Raw genomic sequence first — 18732 nt, 5'->3', positions numbered from 1 at the left:
GGAAGTACAATGAAATATCGTGTTGGTCGAGTTGAACAAGAAATTCAACGAGAAGTGAATGATATTTTGTTAAAACGAGTTCGTGATCCGCGTGTTGATGGGATAACAATTACTGGAGTGGAAGTTACTGGTGATTTACAACAAGCAACAATTTACTTTAGTATCTTGTCTGATACAGCTAGTGCGTCTGAAAAAGCCTTAGCTGGTTTAAATAAAGCTAAAGGATTGATTCGCGGAGAACTAGGACATCGTTTATCAATTTATAAAACTCCCGATTTAATTTTTAAGCAAGATGATTCGATTCGCTACGGAGAACACATTGATCAATTATTACGTCATTTACATGAATCTGACTAATAAGCTCGACAGGAATCAAATTTTTTAAATTAAATTAGAGGCTGGAACAAAAGTTGTGGTAACCAACTACTAACTTTTGGAACGCAATAATGAATTAATGTTCGTCTAATTCTAAATAGAATACGATCATTACCCTTATTGTCCCAGTCTCTTTTTTGTCTTATGGTGCAATGCTATACTGAATATTAGATTAGATAATGAGGCTATCAAATGAATGGTATTATCCCCTTATATAAACCTCGTGGTATAACTAGTGCGGATTGTGTTTATCAATTGCGCCGGTTACTTCATGAGCGAAAAATTGGTCATACAGGTACCTTAGATCCTGATGTTGATGGGGTCTTAGTAATTTGTGTCGGTCAAGCCACTAAATTAGTTAACTGGCTTTTAAATTCTGATAAGATTTATCAAGGGCAAGTGACTTTAGGGACTGCTACGACGACAGAAGATGCCAGTGGTGAAATGATTGCTCAAAAAAAGATTTTAGAACCGATTACAGATCAACAAATTAAATTAGGAATGCAAAGTTTAACTGGCACTATCAATCAACAACCACCGATGTATTCAGCAGTCAAAGTCAACGGTAAGCGATTATACGAATATGCACGTGCCAACCAAGAAGTTCAGCGGCCTATTAGACAGGTAACGATTAAGCAATTTACATTATTGGGAACTTCTAGTTTTATTGCAGATCAAAGTCAACAAACATTTGACTTCCAGGTTCGTTGCACTAAAGGGACTTATATTCGTACATTGGCGGTGCAATTAGGTCAATATTTCAACTTGCCGGCACATATGAGTCGTTTAACGCGAACTTTTGGTGGAGGCTTTTCAATTGAACAAACATACACTTTAGAACAGGTGGCAGCGCAAATAGCTCAGCAGCAACTAGACTTTTGTTTACCAATAGTAACAGCATTTAAAGATGAATTGCCAGTGATAGAATTGACTGAACAGCAGTGGCTAATAGTTAAAAATGGTGGCAGCTTGAAGTTAGATTTAACAGATCTAAAAGTGCTGTTAACTTGGCAAGGAATTGTTAAAGCCGTCTATCAGCAAATTAATCAGCGCTATGTTCCTCAGTTAATGCTTTTAAAAAATGATAGGTGAAAATAGTGAAAGTTCAAGTATTAAAGTATCCTTTTATAACTGATTTAAAAATGCCTGATCGGCAAGTAATTGCAGCAGGTTTTTTTGATGGTGTTCATTTAGGTCATCAGAATTTAATTAAAACCGCGGTTCGTTTAGCTCATACTAAGCAAGAATTAGCAGCAGTTTTAACCTTTGATCGTCATCCGGTGGAAGTTTATCAACCACAATTATTAACTAATGGTGGCTATCAGTATTTAACACCCTTTGAACGTAAGTTAGAGCTACTTGAACAATTACAAGTCGATGTGGTCTATGTGGTTGAATTTAATCCAATTTTAGCGCATTTGGCACCTGAGCAATTTGTTGAAGACTTTTTATTAAAATTAAATATTTCAACGCTTGTTGCGGGCTTTGATTGGACTTTTGGTCCTAAAAAAATAGCGACAATGACGTATTTACGAAAATTAGTAGCGCAAAGATTTGAAGTTGTGGAAATCCCATCCTTAAATTTTGCCAAGGAGAAAATTTCTTCAACTAACATTCGACAATATTTAAGTCATGATCAAATTCAAAAAGCGAATTTGTTATTAGGATATAATTACCAAAATCATGGTTTAGTAGTTCATGGTTATCAAATGGGACGAAAACTAGGTTTTCCCACGGCTAATTTGGCATTGACACCGAACCAATTTGTTCCTAGCATTGGTGTTTATGTTACTCGCGTTTTAGTCGGTCAAACATGGTGGCCAGCAATGACTTCGATTGGGCGTAATATTACTTTTAAGCGTGGTGATAATCCATTAACCATTGAAGCTAATATTTTAGACTTTGATGCTAATCTTTACGATCAAGATTTACGAATCGAATGGTTAAAGTATTTACGTCCAGAAGTCAAATTTGCTGGTGGTCAGGATTTAATTGGACAATTGGTAAAAGATCAGCAAGCCACGCAAAATTATTTCAGAAAATAATAGCAACTAACTTGACATAGTGCTAATAGCTTGCTATATTTAACATTGTTAGCACTAATGTATATAGAGTGCTAAGAGCGAGGTGATTTAGTTTGATAACTGATCGTCAAGCTGCAATTTTAAAAGCAATTGTTCAGCAATACATTGAAACAGGTCAGCCAATCGGCTCTAAAGCTTTAATGGAGCGTTTGCCTATTCATGTTAGTTCGGCGACTATTCGTAATGATATGGCTAATTTGGAAAGTGTTGGTCTAATTGAAAAAATTCATCTGTCTTCTGGTCGGGTTCCATCGGCTAGTGGATATCGTTATTATTTAGATCATTTGTTAGAACCGATTGATGTTTCTGAACAAACGTCAGAGATTATTCACTCTGATTTTGCTAAACAGCAATTTAATGAAATTGATGAAATTGTAGCTCAATCTGCGAAAATTTTGTCAACCTTGACTAGTTACACCGCAATTGCTTTAGGACCAGAAAGTGATAATACAGTTTTAACAGGTTTCCGGGTGGTGGCACTAGGTAATAACCAAGTGATGGCAATTATGGTTACGAGCGATGGTTCGGTTTATAATCAGGTTTATCGCTTGGATTCCACTTTGTCAGCAGATCGTTTGGAAGCAGTAGTGCGAATTATTAATGATCAATTAGTGGGGCAGACTTTAAGTGACGTTTCACAACGTTTAAAGACGGATTTTCCTAAATTGGTTGCTCAATATTTGCAGACACCAAACGGTTTCTTGACTATTTTTGATGATATTTTAGCAAAAGTGGCTGCTGATCACTTCTTTGTTGATGGTAAGTCAAATTTATTTAATTACGTCGATGCTCGTAATAGTGATAATTTAAAAACTCTTTATTCCCTATTTGAAAACGACGATGATTTGACAAAGCTTTTAGGCCTAGATCATAATTTTAATAATGAGTCTGACAATCAAGGCATTAGAGTTCATTTAGGAGCTGAATTAGCACCACAAATTTTAAATAACTATAGTTTAATTACCGCTAAATATAGTGTTGGCAGTCACGGTGACGGTTTAATTGCGTTATTGGGACCAACTAACATGCCTTATTCACAAGTGATTGGCTTAATTGCTTCTTTACGTTATGAGTTGGCTAAGCGATTGATTGACTATTTTCAAGAATTAAATGGTAATTCAGGCTAGGAGGTAGGCTTATGACTGATTCAAAAATGGATCCACAAGAATTTCCTTCAGAAAAAAAGCAGTCAGATCATTCGAAAGTGACTGATAAAACTGCTACGGTTGAGGATAGAAAAACAAAGCCGGCTACCGCTGAGGATTCTGATAGTGTAGTTGATAAGTTATTAGATAAAAATCAAGATTTAGAAAAAGAATTAAAAGCTAGCCAAGATCGAGAATTACGGGCGCAAGCAGAAATTCAAAATATTAAAAAGCATAATCAGCAAGATCAAGCTAATTTGATTAAATATGATGGTCAAAAGTTAGCGATGGCAATTTTACCATCAATTGACAATTTGGAACGTGCTTTACAATCTAGTACTAATGATTCAGCTAATGATAGTTTGTTACAAGGTGTGAACATGGTGTTAAAACATCTTAAACAAGCTTTAGCAGAAAATGATATTACGGAAATTAAAGCATTGCATGAAAAATTTGATCCAACGATTCACCAAGCGGTGCAAACAGTACCAGCTGATGATGATCATCCTAGTGAAACGGTAGTTCAAGTTTTACAAGCTGGATATCAATTAAAGGATCGAGTTTTACGACCAAGTATGGTTGTTGTTGCACAATAATTAAAAGAACAAAACAAGTAAAATAAGGGAAGGTTTAATTTTATGTCAAAAATTATTGGAATTGATTTAGGAACCACGAATTCAGCTGTTGCTGTTTTAGAAGGTGGCGATCCCAAAATTATTGCTAATCCAGAAGGTGGTCGGACAACACCATCTGTAGTAGCTTTTAAAGATGGTGAAACTCAAGTTGGTGAAGTTGCTAAACGGCAAGCTATTACTAACCCGAATACTATTTCTTCAATTAAACGTCATATTGGTGAAGCTGGTTATAAGGTTAACGTTGAAGGTAAGGACTATACTCCACAAGAGATTTCAGCGATGATTTTGCAGTATATTAAAAACTTTGCTGAAAAATATTTGGGAGAAGAAGTTACAGAAGCAGTTATTACTGTACCAGCATATTTCAATGATTCACAACGGCAAGCAACTAAAGATGCTGGTAAGATTGCTGGATTGGATGTTAAACGAATTATTAATGAACCAACAGCTTCTGCTCTTGCTTATGGTTTGGATAAAAGTGATGCTGATGAAAAAGTTTTAGTCTATGATTTAGGGGGCGGAACTTTTGATGTTTCAATCTTGGAGTTAGGTGACGGTGTGTTCCAGGTTTTGTCAACTAATGGTGATACTCATTTAGGTGGCGATGACTTTGATAATGCCATTATGAATTGGTTAATTGCTGATTTTAAAGCCACAAACCAGATTGACTTGTCACAAGATAAAATGGCTTTACAACGTTTGAAAGATGCTGCTGAAAAAGCGAAAAAAGATTTATCTGGTGTCACTGAGACTGAAATCAGCTTACCATTTATTTCTGCTGGCCCTGCTGGTCCCTTACATTTACAAACAACATTATCACGAGCTAAATTTAATGAACTAACAGCTGATTTAGTTGATCGGACTAAAATTCCAGTTCAAAATGCTTTAAAAGATGCTGGTTTAAGTAGCTCAGAAGTTGATAAGGTCATTTTAAATGGTGGTTCAACGCGAATTCCAGCCGTTCAAGAAGCCGTTAAACAATGGACTGGCAAAGAACCGGATCATTCAATTAACCCTGATGAAGCTGTAGCTTTAGGTGCTGCTATTCAAGGTGGCGTCATTACTGGTGATGTGAAAGACGTGGTTTTATTAGATGTAACACCATTATCTCTAGGAATTGAAACCATGGGTGGTGTCTCAACTAAGCTAATTGACCGGAACACTACTATTCCAACCAGCAAGTCACAAGTTTTCTCAACGGCTGCTGATAATCAACCAGCTGTTGATATTCATGTTTTACAAGGTGAACGTTCCATGGCAGCTGATAATAAAACTTTAGGTCGCTTCCAATTAACTGATATTCCAGCAGCACCAAGAGGGGTTCCACAAATTGAAGTTAAGTTTGATATTGATAAAAATGGGATTGTTAATGTTTCAGCTAAAGATTTAGGAACTGGTAAATCACAAAAGATTACTATTAAGAGTTCTTCGGGCTTATCTGATGAAGAAATTGAGCGGATGAAAAAAGAAGCTCAAGAAAATGAAGCATCTGATAAGAAACGTAAAGAAGAAGCCGACTTGCGTAATGAAGTAGATCAATTAATTTTTACAACTGATAAGACTTTAAAAGATCTTGAAGGTAAAGTTTCTGAAGATGAAATTAAGAAAGCCAATGATGCTAAGGAAGCTTTGAAGAAAGCCCAATCAGATAATGACCTGGAAGAAATGAAAGCTAAAAAAGATGATTTGAATAAAATTGTTCAAGACTTATCAGTTAAATTGTATCAACAAGCACAAGATGCACAACAAGCTAGTGGTAATAATAGTGACAAGGGCCAATCTCAAGACGATAATGGTACTGTTGATGGTGACTTTAAAGAAGTTGATCCAGATAAGGACGATAAATAATTTAAATTAATAATTGGTTTTAACCATAGGGAGAAATGACGAAGGTTGAAGTTTAACTTTCGTCATTTGTCTGAGTTATCTGTAAATTAAATTGCGGAAAATTTGAGCATTATCCCAATTTATGGTACCAATTAAAGTCAGCTTAATTTTAGGATTGAAAGAAAGGCTAGGGTGAGAAATGGATCCTTATGAAACTTTAGGTGTCGACCGCAACGCTTCGGAAGATGAAATTAAAAAAGCCTACCGAAAATTATCTAAAAAATATCATCCTGACTTAAATAAAGCACCAGATGCGGAAAAAAAGTTTAAAGATGTTAATGAAGCTTATGAAATTCTGAAGGATCCACAACGTAAAGCGCAGTTTGATCAATACGGTTCCACTGATCAGCAAGCAGGTGGTTTTGGTAACGGACAAGGTTTTAGTGGTTTTGATACCAATGGCTTCGGTGATTTCGGAGATATTTTTGATTCCTTTTTTGGGGGTGGTCGGCGGCAAGCAGATCCTACTGCTCCACGTAAGGGATCAGATTTAGAATATCGCTTAAAAATTAAATTTGAAGAAGCAATTTTTGGCGGCAAAAAGACAATTCACTATAATCGCAGTGAACAATGTTCAACTTGTCAAGGAACGGGTGCTAAGCCTGGTACCAGTCCTAAAACTTGTCATAAGTGTCACGGAAGCGGACGGATTACTGTCAATCAACGAACGCCATTAGGAATGATGCAAAGTCAACAAGTTTGCGATGTTTGTGGCGGAACAGGACAAGAAGTTGAGGAGAAATGTCCTACTTGTCATGGTCGCGGAAAAATCACGCGTAGTCATGCAGTTGAAATTGATATTCCAGCTGGGATTGATAATTTACAGCGGATGCGTTTAGATGGTCAAGGTGCTGCCGGTTCTAACCAGGGACCATATGGTGATTTGTTTGTTACTTTTGAAGTTGAACCAAGTAAACAATTTCAACGTCAAGATGCGACAATTTATTCACATGAAGCAATTTCATTTCCACAAGCGGCTTTGGGTGATGAAATTAAAGTGAAAACTGTTCGGGGGCAAGTTGAATTGCGCATTCCTGCGGGAACTCAATCCGGAACAGTCTTTAAATTAAAAGGTCAAGGTGCTCCACGATTAAACGGCGGTGTTGGTGACCAACAAGTAAAAGTGGAAATTGTTACACCGAAGCATTTGAATGAAAAGCAAAAAGAAGCGCTACAAACTTTTGCACAACTAGGTGGTGCTAAAGTTAAAGAACAGGATCGCAGTTTTTTCGAACGCATGCGCGACAATATGAAAGATAAATTTAAATAATAGACAAAAAGGTTGGAATAGTAAATATAGTGATATGCAAAGCTGTATTGATAATTAATTTTTAGCTAATTAGATTATTAAGATTCTATAATATTGAGTGTTGATGATTAATTTCGGTTCTATGTAAAGCAGTGTTGATAATTAATTTTTTAGCTAACTAGATTAGTAATTGGTCTAGTTAGTTTTTTTTGTTTACTTTTCAGTCGTCATTTTTTAATTCTAAGCTATTTTTGGGTATCTTAAAGGTACCCAAGCTGTTGGGCTTTTAAAAATTATTTAATTGTTATCGTTAAATCTGTAAAGTGGGTAAACATTCCAGTTTAATGCGTAAGCGGAAATTATCCCAATTGCGAAAACCATAACTAGTTCGTTTGATTTTCTTGATCTTACTATTCAGACCTTCGATAGCACCATTATTGTACTCATAGCGACAACTATTGAGAACTGCTGTTAAATGCTTACGCAATGATTTAATTGTTTGGTCCATCTCATTATGCAGAGGTCGATAGTCATTCAAAATAGTTTTCAAAAGATGAGCATTTCGCGTTTTCACAGCGGTTAATAGCTGTTGGTAAACTTCATAAGCAGCTTGAAACTGACAGTCTAAGGCTAAACCAATATGCAATAAATTGACTTGCGTGTCATAATAACCAACTTTGGTTTGATAATTCATTTTTTTAGCTTCCAAATTTTCAAAATTAGTTAAAAACAGCCGCCAATAACCTTTTAAGATCCAATAGTCACGACTCCTGTGGACACAGCCTTCCATTACCCGTTTACGAATGGAGTTCAGTGACCGATTAGCCATTTGTACTAGATGAAAACGATCAAGGATGATTTCTGCGTTCGGGAATAGTTTGGGAATAAAATTAATATAGGCAGCATTCAAATCAACGACAATGGTCTGCACTTGTTGCCGATTTTCTAAAGAAAACCGTTCAAAATAGTGTTTCAGATCTTTAGTTAATCTGGTGGGTAAGGTATCTAATAAACGGTGACTTTTGGCATCCATCAAGATAAAACTATAATTCTTTAAAGCTTTAAATTCATCAAACAAAAGATGTTTAGGTAAACGATAAGTTGGATAGCCTAACAATCGCTGATAGTTTTGGTTTAAGACATTTTGCACAGTGGTGGCTGAAACACTATATCTTTGGGCAATATCTTTGAGTGACTGATTTTTGCGTGCAGCCAGGGTTACACAACGATAAACATTTAGGGCAATATGACAATGTGGTTTGACAATATCAGTTTGCGCGACTGTTGTGGAATGACATTGTCGACATAAAAATCGTTGTTTCTTTAGAACTAGATATGATAATTGACAGTGATTGTCTGGTAGTAAAATACGAACTTTTATAGTTCCATACTTAACTATGTTTCCAGTAAAACCACAATTAGGACAACGTTTTAGAGGATAAGATAAAGTAGCATGAAACACCAAAGCACTCTTACCATTAATAAATTGACGCTTAACAGATTCAAAATTAATGTTTTGATCTTTAATTCCAAGAATTAAACTGGTAGAATAATTATCTAAGGGCATTGTTTTTTCCTTCTTTCAATAGGTTTAGACGACTAAATTGTAACATTGCCTCCCTATGTTACAATTTAGTCGTCAAAAACTGTTGACTGAAAACTCTTAAAAAGGACTTAAACGCTGTTGCGGATAGTTGCTGTTATCATTTACAGCAACGACTCATTAGAGGGGGAACCGTAAGATCAAATGCATTAAACGGCCGAGTTCGAGTGATGGTTTTAGAAACTGGTTCATTTTCAAGTTAAGGATCTTTTTGGAGTGTACCAGAAAGATCTCAATACTAGACTAGTTCAAAAAATTAATTATCAAAGAAGCTTATTTAGCATGTGTTAAAAGCTTGAGAATACACTAAAATCAAAAGTAATAATCATGACAAAAGTAAAAACGATTTAAAAGTAATATTGATTATTGGTATCGAAAAAGGATATTATTAAAACAGTATCTGTTAAACTGTTAATCATCGCCAGTTACTATGTATTGAACTTTTTAAATCTTACAAAAATTAATTTCTGGATTTTTGCAATTGATTATAAATCAAAGCTAGTAAAAATACTACATCAGTAGTGAATATCAAAAAGCTAATAGCTTCCTAGTATTCTTTCGCAATGATGAAAACTTACTTTTAATATTTGCATTAACCATTGGATTTTATAAAATCGCTAAAAGATACCTATCCTGACAAATTAAAAATTGATGGAACATTTAATTTTCTATTTGATGAAATTAAAAAATAGTACCAGTGGTCTATATTTTAATGCCAATGATACTACTGTAACATCCAAACATTTTTTCGGAACTGAAAAGGAAAGGAATGACCAAACATGAATAGAAAAAAATATTCTATAGACTTTAAGAAAACAGTTGTCGACTTTTATGAAAAGGGTTCTTCAGTAACTGACTTACAACGTGAATATGGTTTAGCATCAGCAACAATTTATAAATGGATTAAACTTTATCAAAAAGATTCAGAAACAGGTATTTATCAAGCTGATTTTTTAGCCTTAAAAAAACAAGTAACCAAACTAGAAAGTGAAAATGATATTTTAAAAAAAAGCCTTAACTATATTCGCAAAAAAGTAAGTGTTAATGATTGTCAAACTGAGCTGTGTGTCAATCAAAAGCAGCATTCCATTATTTAAATCTGTTAGGTATTAGACAGTCCCAGATCAACGTATTATAACGCTTTGCAATATAAGATTTTCCAACGAAAACAACGTTATTTAGCTTTCAAAAAACGTATTGAAGAAATTTATGATTGGTTTAAGGGCATCTAAGGGATATTAATATGACAACGCTACGATTGAATTATTTCATGCTTCATTAAAAAAGTAAGGGGGATATCTGCATAATTACCTAACTTTTGAGGAAGCAAAAATTGCTGTATTTAAATACATTGAATGTTTTTATAATAACCAAAGAATTCATAATAGTAGTCTCAATTATTTAACACCTAATCAAGTTGAAGCAATGTAATCAGAGGTAATCCCTTATTTAAGTGGTGAGATTACTAATAAAATATCTTGTTCAAATTGTTAAAAGCTACATTGAAAATTTAGATAAAGTGAACCATAATCGAATTATTACTGATTTCCATAATTTAGAAGCAATACTACAAGAGTCTTTATTGTTAGAATACTTACCACTAGGAATTGATTTCGATGAAAATTTAAAGAAGTTACTCAAACTAGTTAATTTACATCTAGATCATAAATTATTATTAGACCCATTATGCTATAATAGAAACAGTTCTAAAGGTTCATGAGACTTGTTATCTCAAAACAATATCTGTGGTTTGTAATCTCGCTAATTACCTAGAACTACAGTGACTATCTGAAATAAATCAATTAGTTAGTGAGTTAAATTTAATTTTCGTTGTCATAGAATTTGCAACTCCGGATTTAATTAGAATCCCGCAAGGAGTGCAATTCTACTATATTGATGAAGATCTTGTTGATTAGTATTAGCAACTAAATTAAAATTAGATTATAAAAAATCGGTTTTAGATAGTTGTTATATCAATGAGGTTTAGAACGGCTAAATGGTCGAATTGGCGATTATGACTGTTTTAGATAGTTGTTATATCAATGAGGTTTAGAACCCTGGTTTATCAAACACTGCGTAATCTTCACGTTTTAGATAGTTGTTATATCAATGAGGTTTAGAACGCGTTTTCTTGTGCACTCATTATTCTTCCTGTTTTAGATAGTTGTTATATCAATGAGGTTTAGAACGCGATTCCGATACTTGCCAAGGCATTAGAAGTTTTAGATAGTTGTTATATCAATGAGGTTTAGAACATGCTCTTGTCGGGATATCGTCCATTGTTTGTTTTAGATAGTTGTTATATCAATGAGGTTTAGAACATTGGTCTTTAATCATAAATTCTGTGCCATGTTTTAGATAGTTGTTATATCAATGAGGTTTAGAACTGCGGCTTTTTACCAGTGGTTAAAACATAAGTTTTAGATAGTTGTTATATCAATGAGGTTTAGAACGAAAGTCCTGAATTATTGGAGGGTAACAAAGTTTTAGATAGTTGTTATATCAATGAGGTTTAGAACTCAGCCTTTGATATAGCAACGATATACGGTGTTTTAGATAGTTGTTATATCAATGAGGTTTAGAACAGGCATCTCCAGAACCAGCTTCTTCAATTAGTTTTAGATAGTTGTTATATCAATGAGGTTTAGAACTTTCCATACATCTTCGATAAATGATTGAGAGTTTTAGATAGTTGTTATATCAATGAGGTTTAGAACAAGGCACGCAACAGTGCCAGAGAATTAGCAGTTTTAGATAGTTGTTAGATCAATGAGGTTTAGAACCAATGACTGCATCTACAATCGCATCAACTTGTTTTAGATAGTTGTTAGATTAATGAGATTTAGAACAGAAAACGTAAGTTTTACAATTAAGTGGCTAACTTATTATTGCAATTTACGTATTTATAATATTTTCTGTTTAACAGCATCGGTACGTAAGGCACTAGCCGTTTTCGGTGACACAACTAAGACTACTTGTGCGGTATCTTCATCATTGAAAATATCTAACGCTGATTGAATACCAGCAACAGTAGCTGCCATTGATACGGTTTGTGTACCCATCTTGACCGCCGCCAATAAATCATCATCAACTTTATTGGCTAAAGCTAAACCTAATTGATTAGTTGACTCTTTAACGGGGTCGCCATAGCCACTCAATACTGCTTCATCAGTAATTGAAGTACCCAAACCAACTTTTTTAACCGTGACTGATTTATCAGTAGTACCTAATTTATTAACCGGAATAGGTTGCCCTTCAGGTACGTCTTGCGCATCACCAATGTAACCAAAGGCGGGCATTGTTAATGTGTCTCCTGGCACTCCACTCAAGGTATTATCAATAGTTGCTAACGGGGTAAAACGCAACGCATTCTTTAAATTATATGAAATAATTGGTGCTAATACTTGCGGATCCACTAAATCCGCTAACATTGTTTGAACATTTGCCATAATTAAATTCCTCCTACTAATTTGTTGAACGCCTCAGGGTCATTCTTAAATAACTCCGACCGTTCTTGACTACTCATTTGATTGAATTGTTCAATCGTAACTGTGGATTTTGAACTTGCACTCTTTGGTGTTGAACCTTTCAATAACTCATCTTTGACTTGACCTGATAACCGTTCGACCATGCTTTTAATGACCTCAATATTCTGATTGGTCGTGTCTTCATCAGCACCAACCACTAATTCCAATTCATCAGCAGTTAAATCAATGTTGGACTCTTTTAAAGTCGAACGGGCAGCATCTAATAAATTGATATGAGCGAGCTTACTTTCAGCTTCATTCTTGGCATCAGTCAACTTTTTTAACTCTGCGTCCCGTTTTTGGTCGGCGGTCATCTTAGCTTCCTTTTTTGCTTGCTCCAAGGCGTCTTGTTTAGCTTTCTTAATCTCTGCTGCTTGCTCCTCTTTTTCACGGGCCAAACGTGTTTTAACAATCTGATCAACTTCCGCATCAGAATATTTTTTCTCTGGTTCAGCTGGTTTCGGGTCATCTTTTGGTTCGTCATGTTCCGCAAAATACTGCAAATTCATTTTTAAATCTTTATCCATAATTAAAACTCCTTTCCATTGCTTTTAAAGTGACTCAATGCTTGCACTATCCGTAAAGTTTAATGACATTAACGCTTGGTCAATTTTTATGCATAATAAAAACGCCTTAATTTTCGTTTTAAGACGTTTTAGTTAATTTAATATAATTATTCAGACTAGTGATTAAAATTCAATCTACCCATCAGAAATACATTTTTAGTGTAGATTAACGGTTACTTTTTAATTTTATTTTCATTTTCATCTAAATGCCAAACCTTGCGCAACTGTTTCATAAATTTATCATGCTCCGCTTTAATTTGGGGAGTAATAACTGCTTGTTTCGTACATTCCATTTCTCCCACTTGGCCTTGCCAACGGCTATCTGAATATAATTTTTTTTTGGTCATTACATTTCCTCCAAAATCACGGTAGGTTTACTATCTTTATCAAAAGTCATTTTACGAACTTTAAATTTTGTACCACGTTTAAATAATACTTCTTGCTCACCATCATTATAACCTTTTAAATCACGACCAGAATGTGATTTTTTGATTATAAAACGTAACTTATCATTTTTATCGTAAATTCCTTTGCTTGAAGAAATGTATTGCTTAAATGTATATTCTCCAGTATCATGCATTTCATTTAACATTTTATATAAGGATGTTTCATCAGTTATTTGCGGATATGAACGATATAGAACAGTTTTGCTACCGTCAAACTCAGGTAATTTATCTAATGCTTTGTCTAGTTTCTTAACCCATTGTTTTTGTTCATTAGTTAATTCAATATTATTTCGTAAAGAATAATTTACGTAATAAGATTTAAATCCCTTATAATCGTACAATGCTTTTAACTCGTCATCATCTAAACCAGCTGGGTTACGCTTTTTATTTGCTAAGTAATCTTCAAATTCTTGTCTAGCATCACCAGCTTTAGAACACCGACAATTCGGGTGTACTGGAATATCTGGCACATCTTGAATTGGGTAAATACCTTCGTCTGTATCAGAAATTTCTCGACATATCTTGCAAGCGCTTGGCTCAGCAATCCATTTAACGTACTTAACGTCATAGTGTCTAAAACTATCCATTTGTGCTTGGTCTTCAACTCTTGCCATTTCAGTACGCGCCAGTCGTTGAGCTACATAAATCTTATTTTGAACATCATCTTTGATCAAAGGCATCAATTCATGTTCTAATTTACTAGAACTTAATCCTTGAACTAAAGCATCATTTAAATTAATACCGATAGTAGCTTGAAGCTCACTCATTGAGTTCCACAATCGCTGTGACCAAGTTGCATTTTGATATGACGCATCAACAACCGTTTTGGCATCACTCTGTAATTTACTCTTAGGATTGACATAATCCTTGAAGATTCCAGCTTGACGCTTAATCTCGTCTTGATACGCAGTAGTTAACTTAGATCTCATTGTGTTTTCAATCTTAGAACCATGCTCAACTAGCGTTTGACCAATCTGAGACTTAATCATTTCCAACCGATTAATTCGCATCGTGGCATTGTAAAGTTTCATTTCAGAATTAGCATAATCACTAAAGTCTTTATTCGGCACCATTGTTGCAGCTTCTTTTGAAAGTTTATCAATATCAGCTTGCGAAACTTTTTTCATAGCTTCATTCAACGTCAAATGTTCAGCTTTAGCATAGCTAATATAAAACTGATTAATTTGGTTATTAATATCCTTTAGCGCATCTTGGTAGTATTTTTCAAGCTCCTTATCAAACTGCTGGTCCTGTTTAATATTGGAATTAATCCAATTTTTTTCGCGTTTCTCCCAGTAATTATTTTTAGCAGTCATAGTAGCTAATCCTTATCACTTGGATCATCGTCTTTATCGTTAGACTCATCATCTGATTGTTCAGAATCAGAACCAGTAAATTTAGCTTGACGATTTACTGCCCGTTGAACTTTGGTGTTCTGCTCATCATGGATTTTCTCAATTTCAGCGTTGGGATCTTTGACAATTGATAAAGTGCTTAATAAAGTTTCTTGACTAACCAAACCATTTAATTTAGTAGCTGTATCAGCGTCTTCACTGTTATTATTTGGAAGATTACGTACAAATTGAAATTCAAGTTCACGACCTAAATCTAAATCACCCACGCCAAACGTTACGGTTTTAGCAACCAAATCAAAGACTTTACGCAACTGCTTTGTAAATTTACGTTCCTTGTTAGACGTAAGATTACGCATTGAAAGCAGCTTGTACTCCAATGAACGACCGCTTGTTGCATTGCCAAAGATTTCATCATTGATATTTGCCACCATTGAAATTTGAAAAATCAAATTAGTAATACGGTCAATTAAATGTTCTTGCGTCTCATCAGCGTTTGGTTTTTCTAAGAACTTAACATCAACATCTTGGTCTGGATTTTGAGCCACTGCTTGAATCAAGCGAGTATCTTTAATACTTAACTGCTCTTTCATTTGCAGTTCAAAGCCTTTGATAAATAAATAGGCGTCGGCAAAATAGTCAACATCATCAGCTTTGTTTGATAAAGTTTTATTCAATGAGTCAATCAATGACTTAACACCGTCGGTAATTCCAGTTCGTTCTTCATTGTCATAAAATTCAACTGCTGGCACAGTCCCAAATAACAATGGTTGTTCATCAATCGCCTTTAACTCATGATCAACCGAAAAGTGAACTAACTTATTAGAGTAATAAATAACACCAACTGTTTTATCATCTGATAATTGATACTGTACAAATTCTAATGGTCTATGTTCAACTGAATCATCGTAAATCATAAATGCACTGTACGGTGGAACGACTGTTACTTTCGTTTCAGCATTTTCGTTCGTATAAATTAATAAATAGCTATTATCGTATAATGATGACTGTTTAGATAACTCGCTCAATTCATCAACAAAATCATAATCATTTAACCGATCTTGCAACTTATCGTTAATGCCATCATTATCAATTTTAATAGTCGACGAAATGCTCGCAGAAAAAAACATTCAGCGTGTAAACTAAGTATTTATGGTTTCAACCTTTTTGGTGTAATAAAGAAAGGTGAATTTAAGCAGACTAGCTTTTTTATTAGTAATTTTTTTGCTATAGTAATCTATGAAAGAAAAAACGGAACCAAAGTTAAAATGAGGATATTGGAAAATGACACAATCAAATTTGATAGATAAGCAAAAATATATTCGTAACTTTTCGATTGTGGCACACATTGATCATGGTAAATCAACGATTGCTGATCGGATTTTGGAGTTAACCGATACTGTTGCTAAGCGGGATATGGAAAATCAAGTTTTAGATGATATGGACATTGAACGTGAACGCGGGATTACTATCAAATTAAATGCAGTTGAATTAAACTATCATGCAAAAGATGGACATACGTATACCTTTCATTTAATTGATACTCCCGGACATGTTGATTTTTCTTACGAAGTATCTAGGAGTTTAGCAGCCTGTGAAGGTGCCTTATTGGTGGTTGATGCTGCTCAAGGTGTTCAAGCTCAGACAATGGCTAATGCTTATTTAGCAGTGGATAATGACTTGGAGATTTTACCTGTAATTAATAAAGTGGACTTGCCATCGGCTGATCCTGATAAGGTTAAGTTGGAAATTGCTGACATGATTGGAATTGACGCTGATAATGCAGTATTGACAAGTGCTAAAAGTGGTCTGGGAATTGAAGAATTATTAGAGCGGATTGTTAGTGAGGTTCCTGCACCTAGTGGTGATGTTAATGCACCATTGAAGGCTTTAATTTTTGATTCAATTTACGATAGTTATCGCGGCGTGGTTTTAAGTGTCAGAATATTTGAAGGACAAGTTAGAGTTGGTGATCGGATTCAATTAATGAGTAATGGTAAAACTTTTGAGGTAACAGAAGTGGGGGTAATGTCACCACATGCTGTTCCCCGAGAAAATTTGAGCGTGGGTGATGTTGGCTATGTCACAGCTAGTATTAAAAGTGTTCAAGATACACGAGTTGGTGATACAATTACGCTAGCTGATAATCCGACTGTAACAGCGCTGGCCGGTTACCGTAAAATTACGCCCATGGTTTATTCGGGAATGTACCCAGTTGATAATGCTAAATATGGTGATTTACGAGAATCTTTGGAAAAATTACAGTTAAATGATGCTTCCCTAGAATTTGTTCCTGAAACATCGCAAGCTTTGGGGTTTGGTTTTCGCGTAGGTTTTTTGGGATTATTGCATATGGATGTTATTCAAGAACGTTTGGAACGCGAATTTAACTTAGATTTAATCATGACAGCACCATCAGTCAATTATCAGGTGATTTTAACTGATGGCACTACTAAAATTATTGATAATCCTTCAAAAATGCCTGATCCTTCGGAAATTAAAGAAGTGCAAGAACCAATGGTTAAAGCAGAAATTATGGTTCCTAAAGATTATGTTGGGGCCGTGATGGAATTAGCTCAACGTAAACGTGGACAATTTGATACGATGGATTATTTAGATGATTATCATGTTAACGTCGTCTATCGTTTACCGTTAGCTGAAATTATTTATGATTTTTTTGATACGTTAAAGTCTAATACTAGAGGCTTTGCTTCACTAGATTACCAAATTATTGGTTATCAACCTTCAAAAATGGTGAAGATGGATATTTTGCTTAATTCTCAACCAGTTGATGCTTTAAGTTTTATTGTGCATGAAGATTTTGCCTATAATCGCGGTCGGCAAATTGTTCAAAAATTAAAAGGCATTATTCCACGACAACAATTTGAGGTGGCCATTCAGGCAGCAATTGGAAATAAGATTGTTGCGCGTTCAACTGTCAAAGCTTATCGTAAAGATGTCACCGGTCCACTTTACGGAGGGGATCAGACTCGCAAGAATAAATTGTTAGATAAGCAAAAACGGGGTAAAAAAAGAATGAAAGAAGTAGGCAGTGTTACTGTACCACAAGCGGCGTTTATGGCTGTTTTACAAATGGATGATGAAGATTTAAAAAAATAAATAATTTACAGTTAAACGATGATGTTATTAATTTAAAAATAATTTGACTTCAGATAAAAAGGAAAGGTTAAAATAATTCATGAAAAAATTTTTGAAATATTTTCTAACTATTATTGTATTAGTAATAGCATTAATCTTAATTTTCAATGGTCAAATTAAGTCTTATATGGTGAAACAGTTATCACAACAGAGCATTACTTCATTAACTAAAAGACAAATTAGACAAAATAATTTAAAATCAGCTTCCTTTGATTTTTCCAAAGTAAAATCCATAAATGTACAACAAGTAGCAAAAGCCAGTGTACAAAAAAATGCTCCCATGATTGGTAAAATTGCGATCCCGGCTGTAAATTTAAAGTTGCCAATCGTGAAGGGCATTGATGATAATGCTTTAGCAACTGGTGCTGGTACCATGAAGCCCGATGAAAAAATGGGACATGGAAATTACGCTTTGGCAGGTCATTATATGACACAAAAAGGGGCTTTATTTTCGCCGATTTCTGATGCACAAATTGGTGATTTGATTTATGTAACTGACTTGTCCAATGTTTATACCTATAAAGTAACTTTAAAGCAGGTTATTTCACCTAAGGCAACTTGGCGAATTGATGATCAAGGACGACAGAAAATTATTAGTCTAATTACTTGTGCTGATGGTGGTGCTAATCGTTGGATTGTCCAAGGAAATTTAGTAAAATCGCGGGTAGCCAATCGAGCTACACTAGCAATTTTTGATTAGGGGT

The 18732-nt window shown here is 34.7% G+C and carries 17 protein-coding genes and 1 CRISPR repeat array; of the genes, 11 read left to right on the top strand and 6 right to left on the bottom strand.

Annotated elements, in window-relative coordinates; all coding sequences use genetic code 11:
- Positions 1–9 precede the first annotated feature (9 nt).
- The 7 genes from rbfA (at position 10) to dnaJ (ending at position 7396) form a co-directional block, all read left to right on the top strand.
- Positions 10–357, top strand: coding sequence for a 30S ribosome-binding factor RbfA (rbfA, locus tag AC3B7A_RS00900; protein WP_489755885.1), 348 nt, complete (start codon positions 10–12; stop codon positions 355–357).
- A 210-nt stretch (positions 358–567) separates the two neighbouring features.
- The gene (gene truB / locus AC3B7A_RS00895) at positions 568–1467 is read left to right on the top strand and encodes a tRNA pseudouridine(55) synthase TruB (protein WP_489755884.1); all 900 of its coding nucleotides are present in this window, start codon (positions 568–570) and stop codon (positions 1465–1467) included.
- A 5-nt stretch (positions 1468–1472) separates the two neighbouring features.
- Entirely contained in the window at positions 1473–2420 is a 948-nt protein-coding gene (gene ribF / locus AC3B7A_RS00890) for a riboflavin biosynthesis protein RibF (RefSeq protein WP_489755883.1), read from the top strand.
- Positions 2421–2512: 92 nt separating this feature from the next.
- Positions 2513–3586, top strand: a complete 1074-nt coding sequence (gene hrcA / locus AC3B7A_RS00885) for a heat-inducible transcriptional repressor HrcA (protein ID WP_489755882.1) — start codon at positions 2513–2515, stop codon at positions 3584–3586.
- Positions 3587–3597: 11 nt separating this feature from the next.
- Positions 3598–4200, top strand: coding sequence for a nucleotide exchange factor GrpE (gene grpE, locus AC3B7A_RS00880; protein ID WP_489755881.1), 603 nt, complete (start codon positions 3598–3600; stop codon positions 4198–4200).
- Between the two features lie 42 nt (positions 4201–4242).
- Positions 4243–6087, top strand: a complete 1845-nt coding sequence (gene dnaK, locus AC3B7A_RS00875; protein ID WP_489755880.1) for a molecular chaperone DnaK — start codon at positions 4243–4245, stop codon at positions 6085–6087.
- Positions 6088–6265: 178 nt separating this feature from the next.
- The gene (gene dnaJ, locus AC3B7A_RS00870; protein WP_489755879.1) at positions 6266–7396 is read left to right on the top strand and encodes a molecular chaperone DnaJ; all 1131 of its coding nucleotides are present in this window, start codon (positions 6266–6268) and stop codon (positions 7394–7396) included.
- A gap of 289 nt (positions 7397–7685) precedes the next feature.
- Here dnaJ and AC3B7A_RS00865 read toward each other — a convergent pair whose 3' ends face one another.
- Positions 7686–8942 (bottom strand): ISL3 family transposase, encoded by a 1257-nt coding sequence (locus AC3B7A_RS00865; RefSeq protein WP_489755255.1) that lies wholly within the window; start codon positions 8940–8942, stop codon positions 7686–7688.
- An 815-nt stretch (positions 8943–9757) separates the two neighbouring features.
- On the opposite strand from AC3B7A_RS00865, the gene AC3B7A_RS00860 reads away from it, so the two are divergent.
- Together AC3B7A_RS00860 and AC3B7A_RS00855 are read left to right on the top strand one after the other, a co-directional pair.
- Positions 9758–10075: a transposase gene (locus AC3B7A_RS00860; RefSeq protein WP_489755878.1), complete on the top strand. Its 318-nt coding sequence runs from the start codon at positions 9758–9760 to the stop codon at positions 10073–10075.
- Positions 10076–10277: 202 nt separating this feature from the next.
- Positions 10278–10409 (top strand): IS3 family transposase, encoded by a 132-nt coding sequence (locus AC3B7A_RS00855; protein WP_489756509.1) that lies wholly within the window; start codon positions 10278–10280, stop codon positions 10407–10409.
- A gap of 523 nt (positions 10410–10932) precedes the next feature.
- A CRISPR array of direct repeats spans positions 10933–11827; the repeat unit is 36 nt; unit sequence GTTTTAGATAGTTGTTATATCAATGAGGTTTAGAAC.
- A 54-nt stretch (positions 11828–11881) separates the two neighbouring features.
- Here the strand turns inward: AC3B7A_RS00855 and AC3B7A_RS00850 are convergent.
- From AC3B7A_RS00850 to AC3B7A_RS00830, 5 genes are all read right to left on the bottom strand, one after another.
- Complete coding sequence (locus AC3B7A_RS00850; protein ID WP_489755877.1) at positions 11882–12427, bottom strand: N4-gp56 family major capsid protein; 546 nt, start codon at positions 12425–12427, stop codon at positions 11882–11884.
- 2 nt (positions 12428–12429) lie between these two features.
- Entirely contained in the window at positions 12430–13032 is a 603-nt protein-coding gene (locus tag AC3B7A_RS00845; RefSeq protein WP_489755876.1) for a DUF4355 domain-containing protein, read from the bottom strand.
- A gap of 212 nt (positions 13033–13244) precedes the next feature.
- Positions 13245–13418 (bottom strand): hypothetical protein, encoded by a 174-nt coding sequence (locus AC3B7A_RS00840; protein WP_489755875.1) that lies wholly within the window; start codon positions 13416–13418, stop codon positions 13245–13247.
- Positions 13418–14833 (bottom strand): minor capsid protein, encoded by a 1416-nt coding sequence (locus AC3B7A_RS00835; protein ID WP_489755874.1) that lies wholly within the window; start codon positions 14831–14833, stop codon positions 13418–13420. Before AC3B7A_RS00835 ends, AC3B7A_RS00840 begins: the two co-directional genes overlap by 1 nt.
- A gap of 5 nt (positions 14834–14838) precedes the next feature.
- Entirely contained in the window at positions 14839–15999 is a 1161-nt protein-coding gene (locus AC3B7A_RS00830) for a phage portal protein (RefSeq protein ID WP_489755873.1), read from the bottom strand.
- 154 nt (positions 16000–16153) lie between these two features.
- Here AC3B7A_RS00830 and lepA point away from each other — a divergent pair, with 154 nt between their 5' ends.
- The gene (lepA, locus tag AC3B7A_RS00825; protein ID WP_489755872.1) at positions 16154–17989 is read left to right on the top strand and encodes a translation elongation factor 4; all 1836 of its coding nucleotides are present in this window, start codon (positions 16154–16156) and stop codon (positions 17987–17989) included.
- A 79-nt stretch (positions 17990–18068) separates the two neighbouring features.
- Complete coding sequence (locus AC3B7A_RS00820) at positions 18069–18728, top strand: class A sortase (RefSeq protein WP_489755871.1); 660 nt, start codon at positions 18069–18071, stop codon at positions 18726–18728.
- Positions 18729–18732: the final 4 nt, after the last annotated feature.

The organism is Bombilactobacillus sp. ESL1202 (assembly GCF_058107125.1).
Note: the sequence above shows the minus strand (reverse complement) of the source record. Positions and strands in the feature narration are given on the sequence as shown.

Excerpts from the sequence above, each read along its gene's own strand:
- rbfA (WP_489755885.1), top strand. The coding sequence starts at position 10 with ATGAAATATCGTGTTGGTCGAGTTGAACAAGAAATTCAACGAGAAGTG.
- truB (WP_489755884.1), top strand. The coding sequence starts at position 568 with ATGAATGGTATTATCCCCTTATATAAACCTCGTGGTATAACTAGTGCG.
- grpE (WP_489755881.1), top strand. The coding sequence starts at position 3,598 with ATGACTGATTCAAAAATGGATCCACAAGAATTTCCTTCAGAAAAAAAG.
- dnaK (WP_489755880.1), top strand. The coding sequence starts at position 4,243 with ATGTCAAAAATTATTGGAATTGATTTAGGAACCACGAATTCAGCTGTT.
- dnaJ (WP_489755879.1), top strand. The coding sequence starts at position 6,266 with ATGGATCCTTATGAAACTTTAGGTGTCGACCGCAACGCTTCGGAAGAT.
- AC3B7A_RS00865 (WP_489755255.1), bottom strand. The coding sequence starts at position 8,942 with ATGCCCTTAGATAATTATTCTACCAGTTTAATTCTTGGAATTAAAGAT.
- AC3B7A_RS00860 (WP_489755878.1), top strand. The coding sequence starts at position 9,758 with ATGAATAGAAAAAAATATTCTATAGACTTTAAGAAAACAGTTGTCGAC.
- AC3B7A_RS00850 (WP_489755877.1), bottom strand. The coding sequence starts at position 12,427 with ATGGCAAATGTTCAAACAATGTTAGCGGATTTAGTGGATCCGCAAGTA.
- AC3B7A_RS00845 (WP_489755876.1), bottom strand. The coding sequence starts at position 13,032 with ATGGATAAAGATTTAAAAATGAATTTGCAGTATTTTGCGGAACATGAC.
- AC3B7A_RS00840 (WP_489755875.1), bottom strand. The coding sequence starts at position 13,418 with ATGACCAAAAAAAAATTATATTCAGATAGCCGTTGGCAAGGCCAAGTG.
- AC3B7A_RS00835 (WP_489755874.1), bottom strand. The coding sequence starts at position 14,833 with ATGACTGCTAAAAATAATTACTGGGAGAAACGCGAAAAAAATTGGATT.
- AC3B7A_RS00830 (WP_489755873.1), bottom strand. The coding sequence starts at position 15,999 with ATGTTTTTTTCTGCGAGCATTTCGTCGACTATTAAAATTGATAATGAT.
- lepA (WP_489755872.1), top strand. The coding sequence starts at position 16,154 with ATGACACAATCAAATTTGATAGATAAGCAAAAATATATTCGTAACTTT.
- AC3B7A_RS00820 (WP_489755871.1), top strand. The coding sequence starts at position 18,069 with ATGAAAAAATTTTTGAAATATTTTCTAACTATTATTGTATTAGTAATA.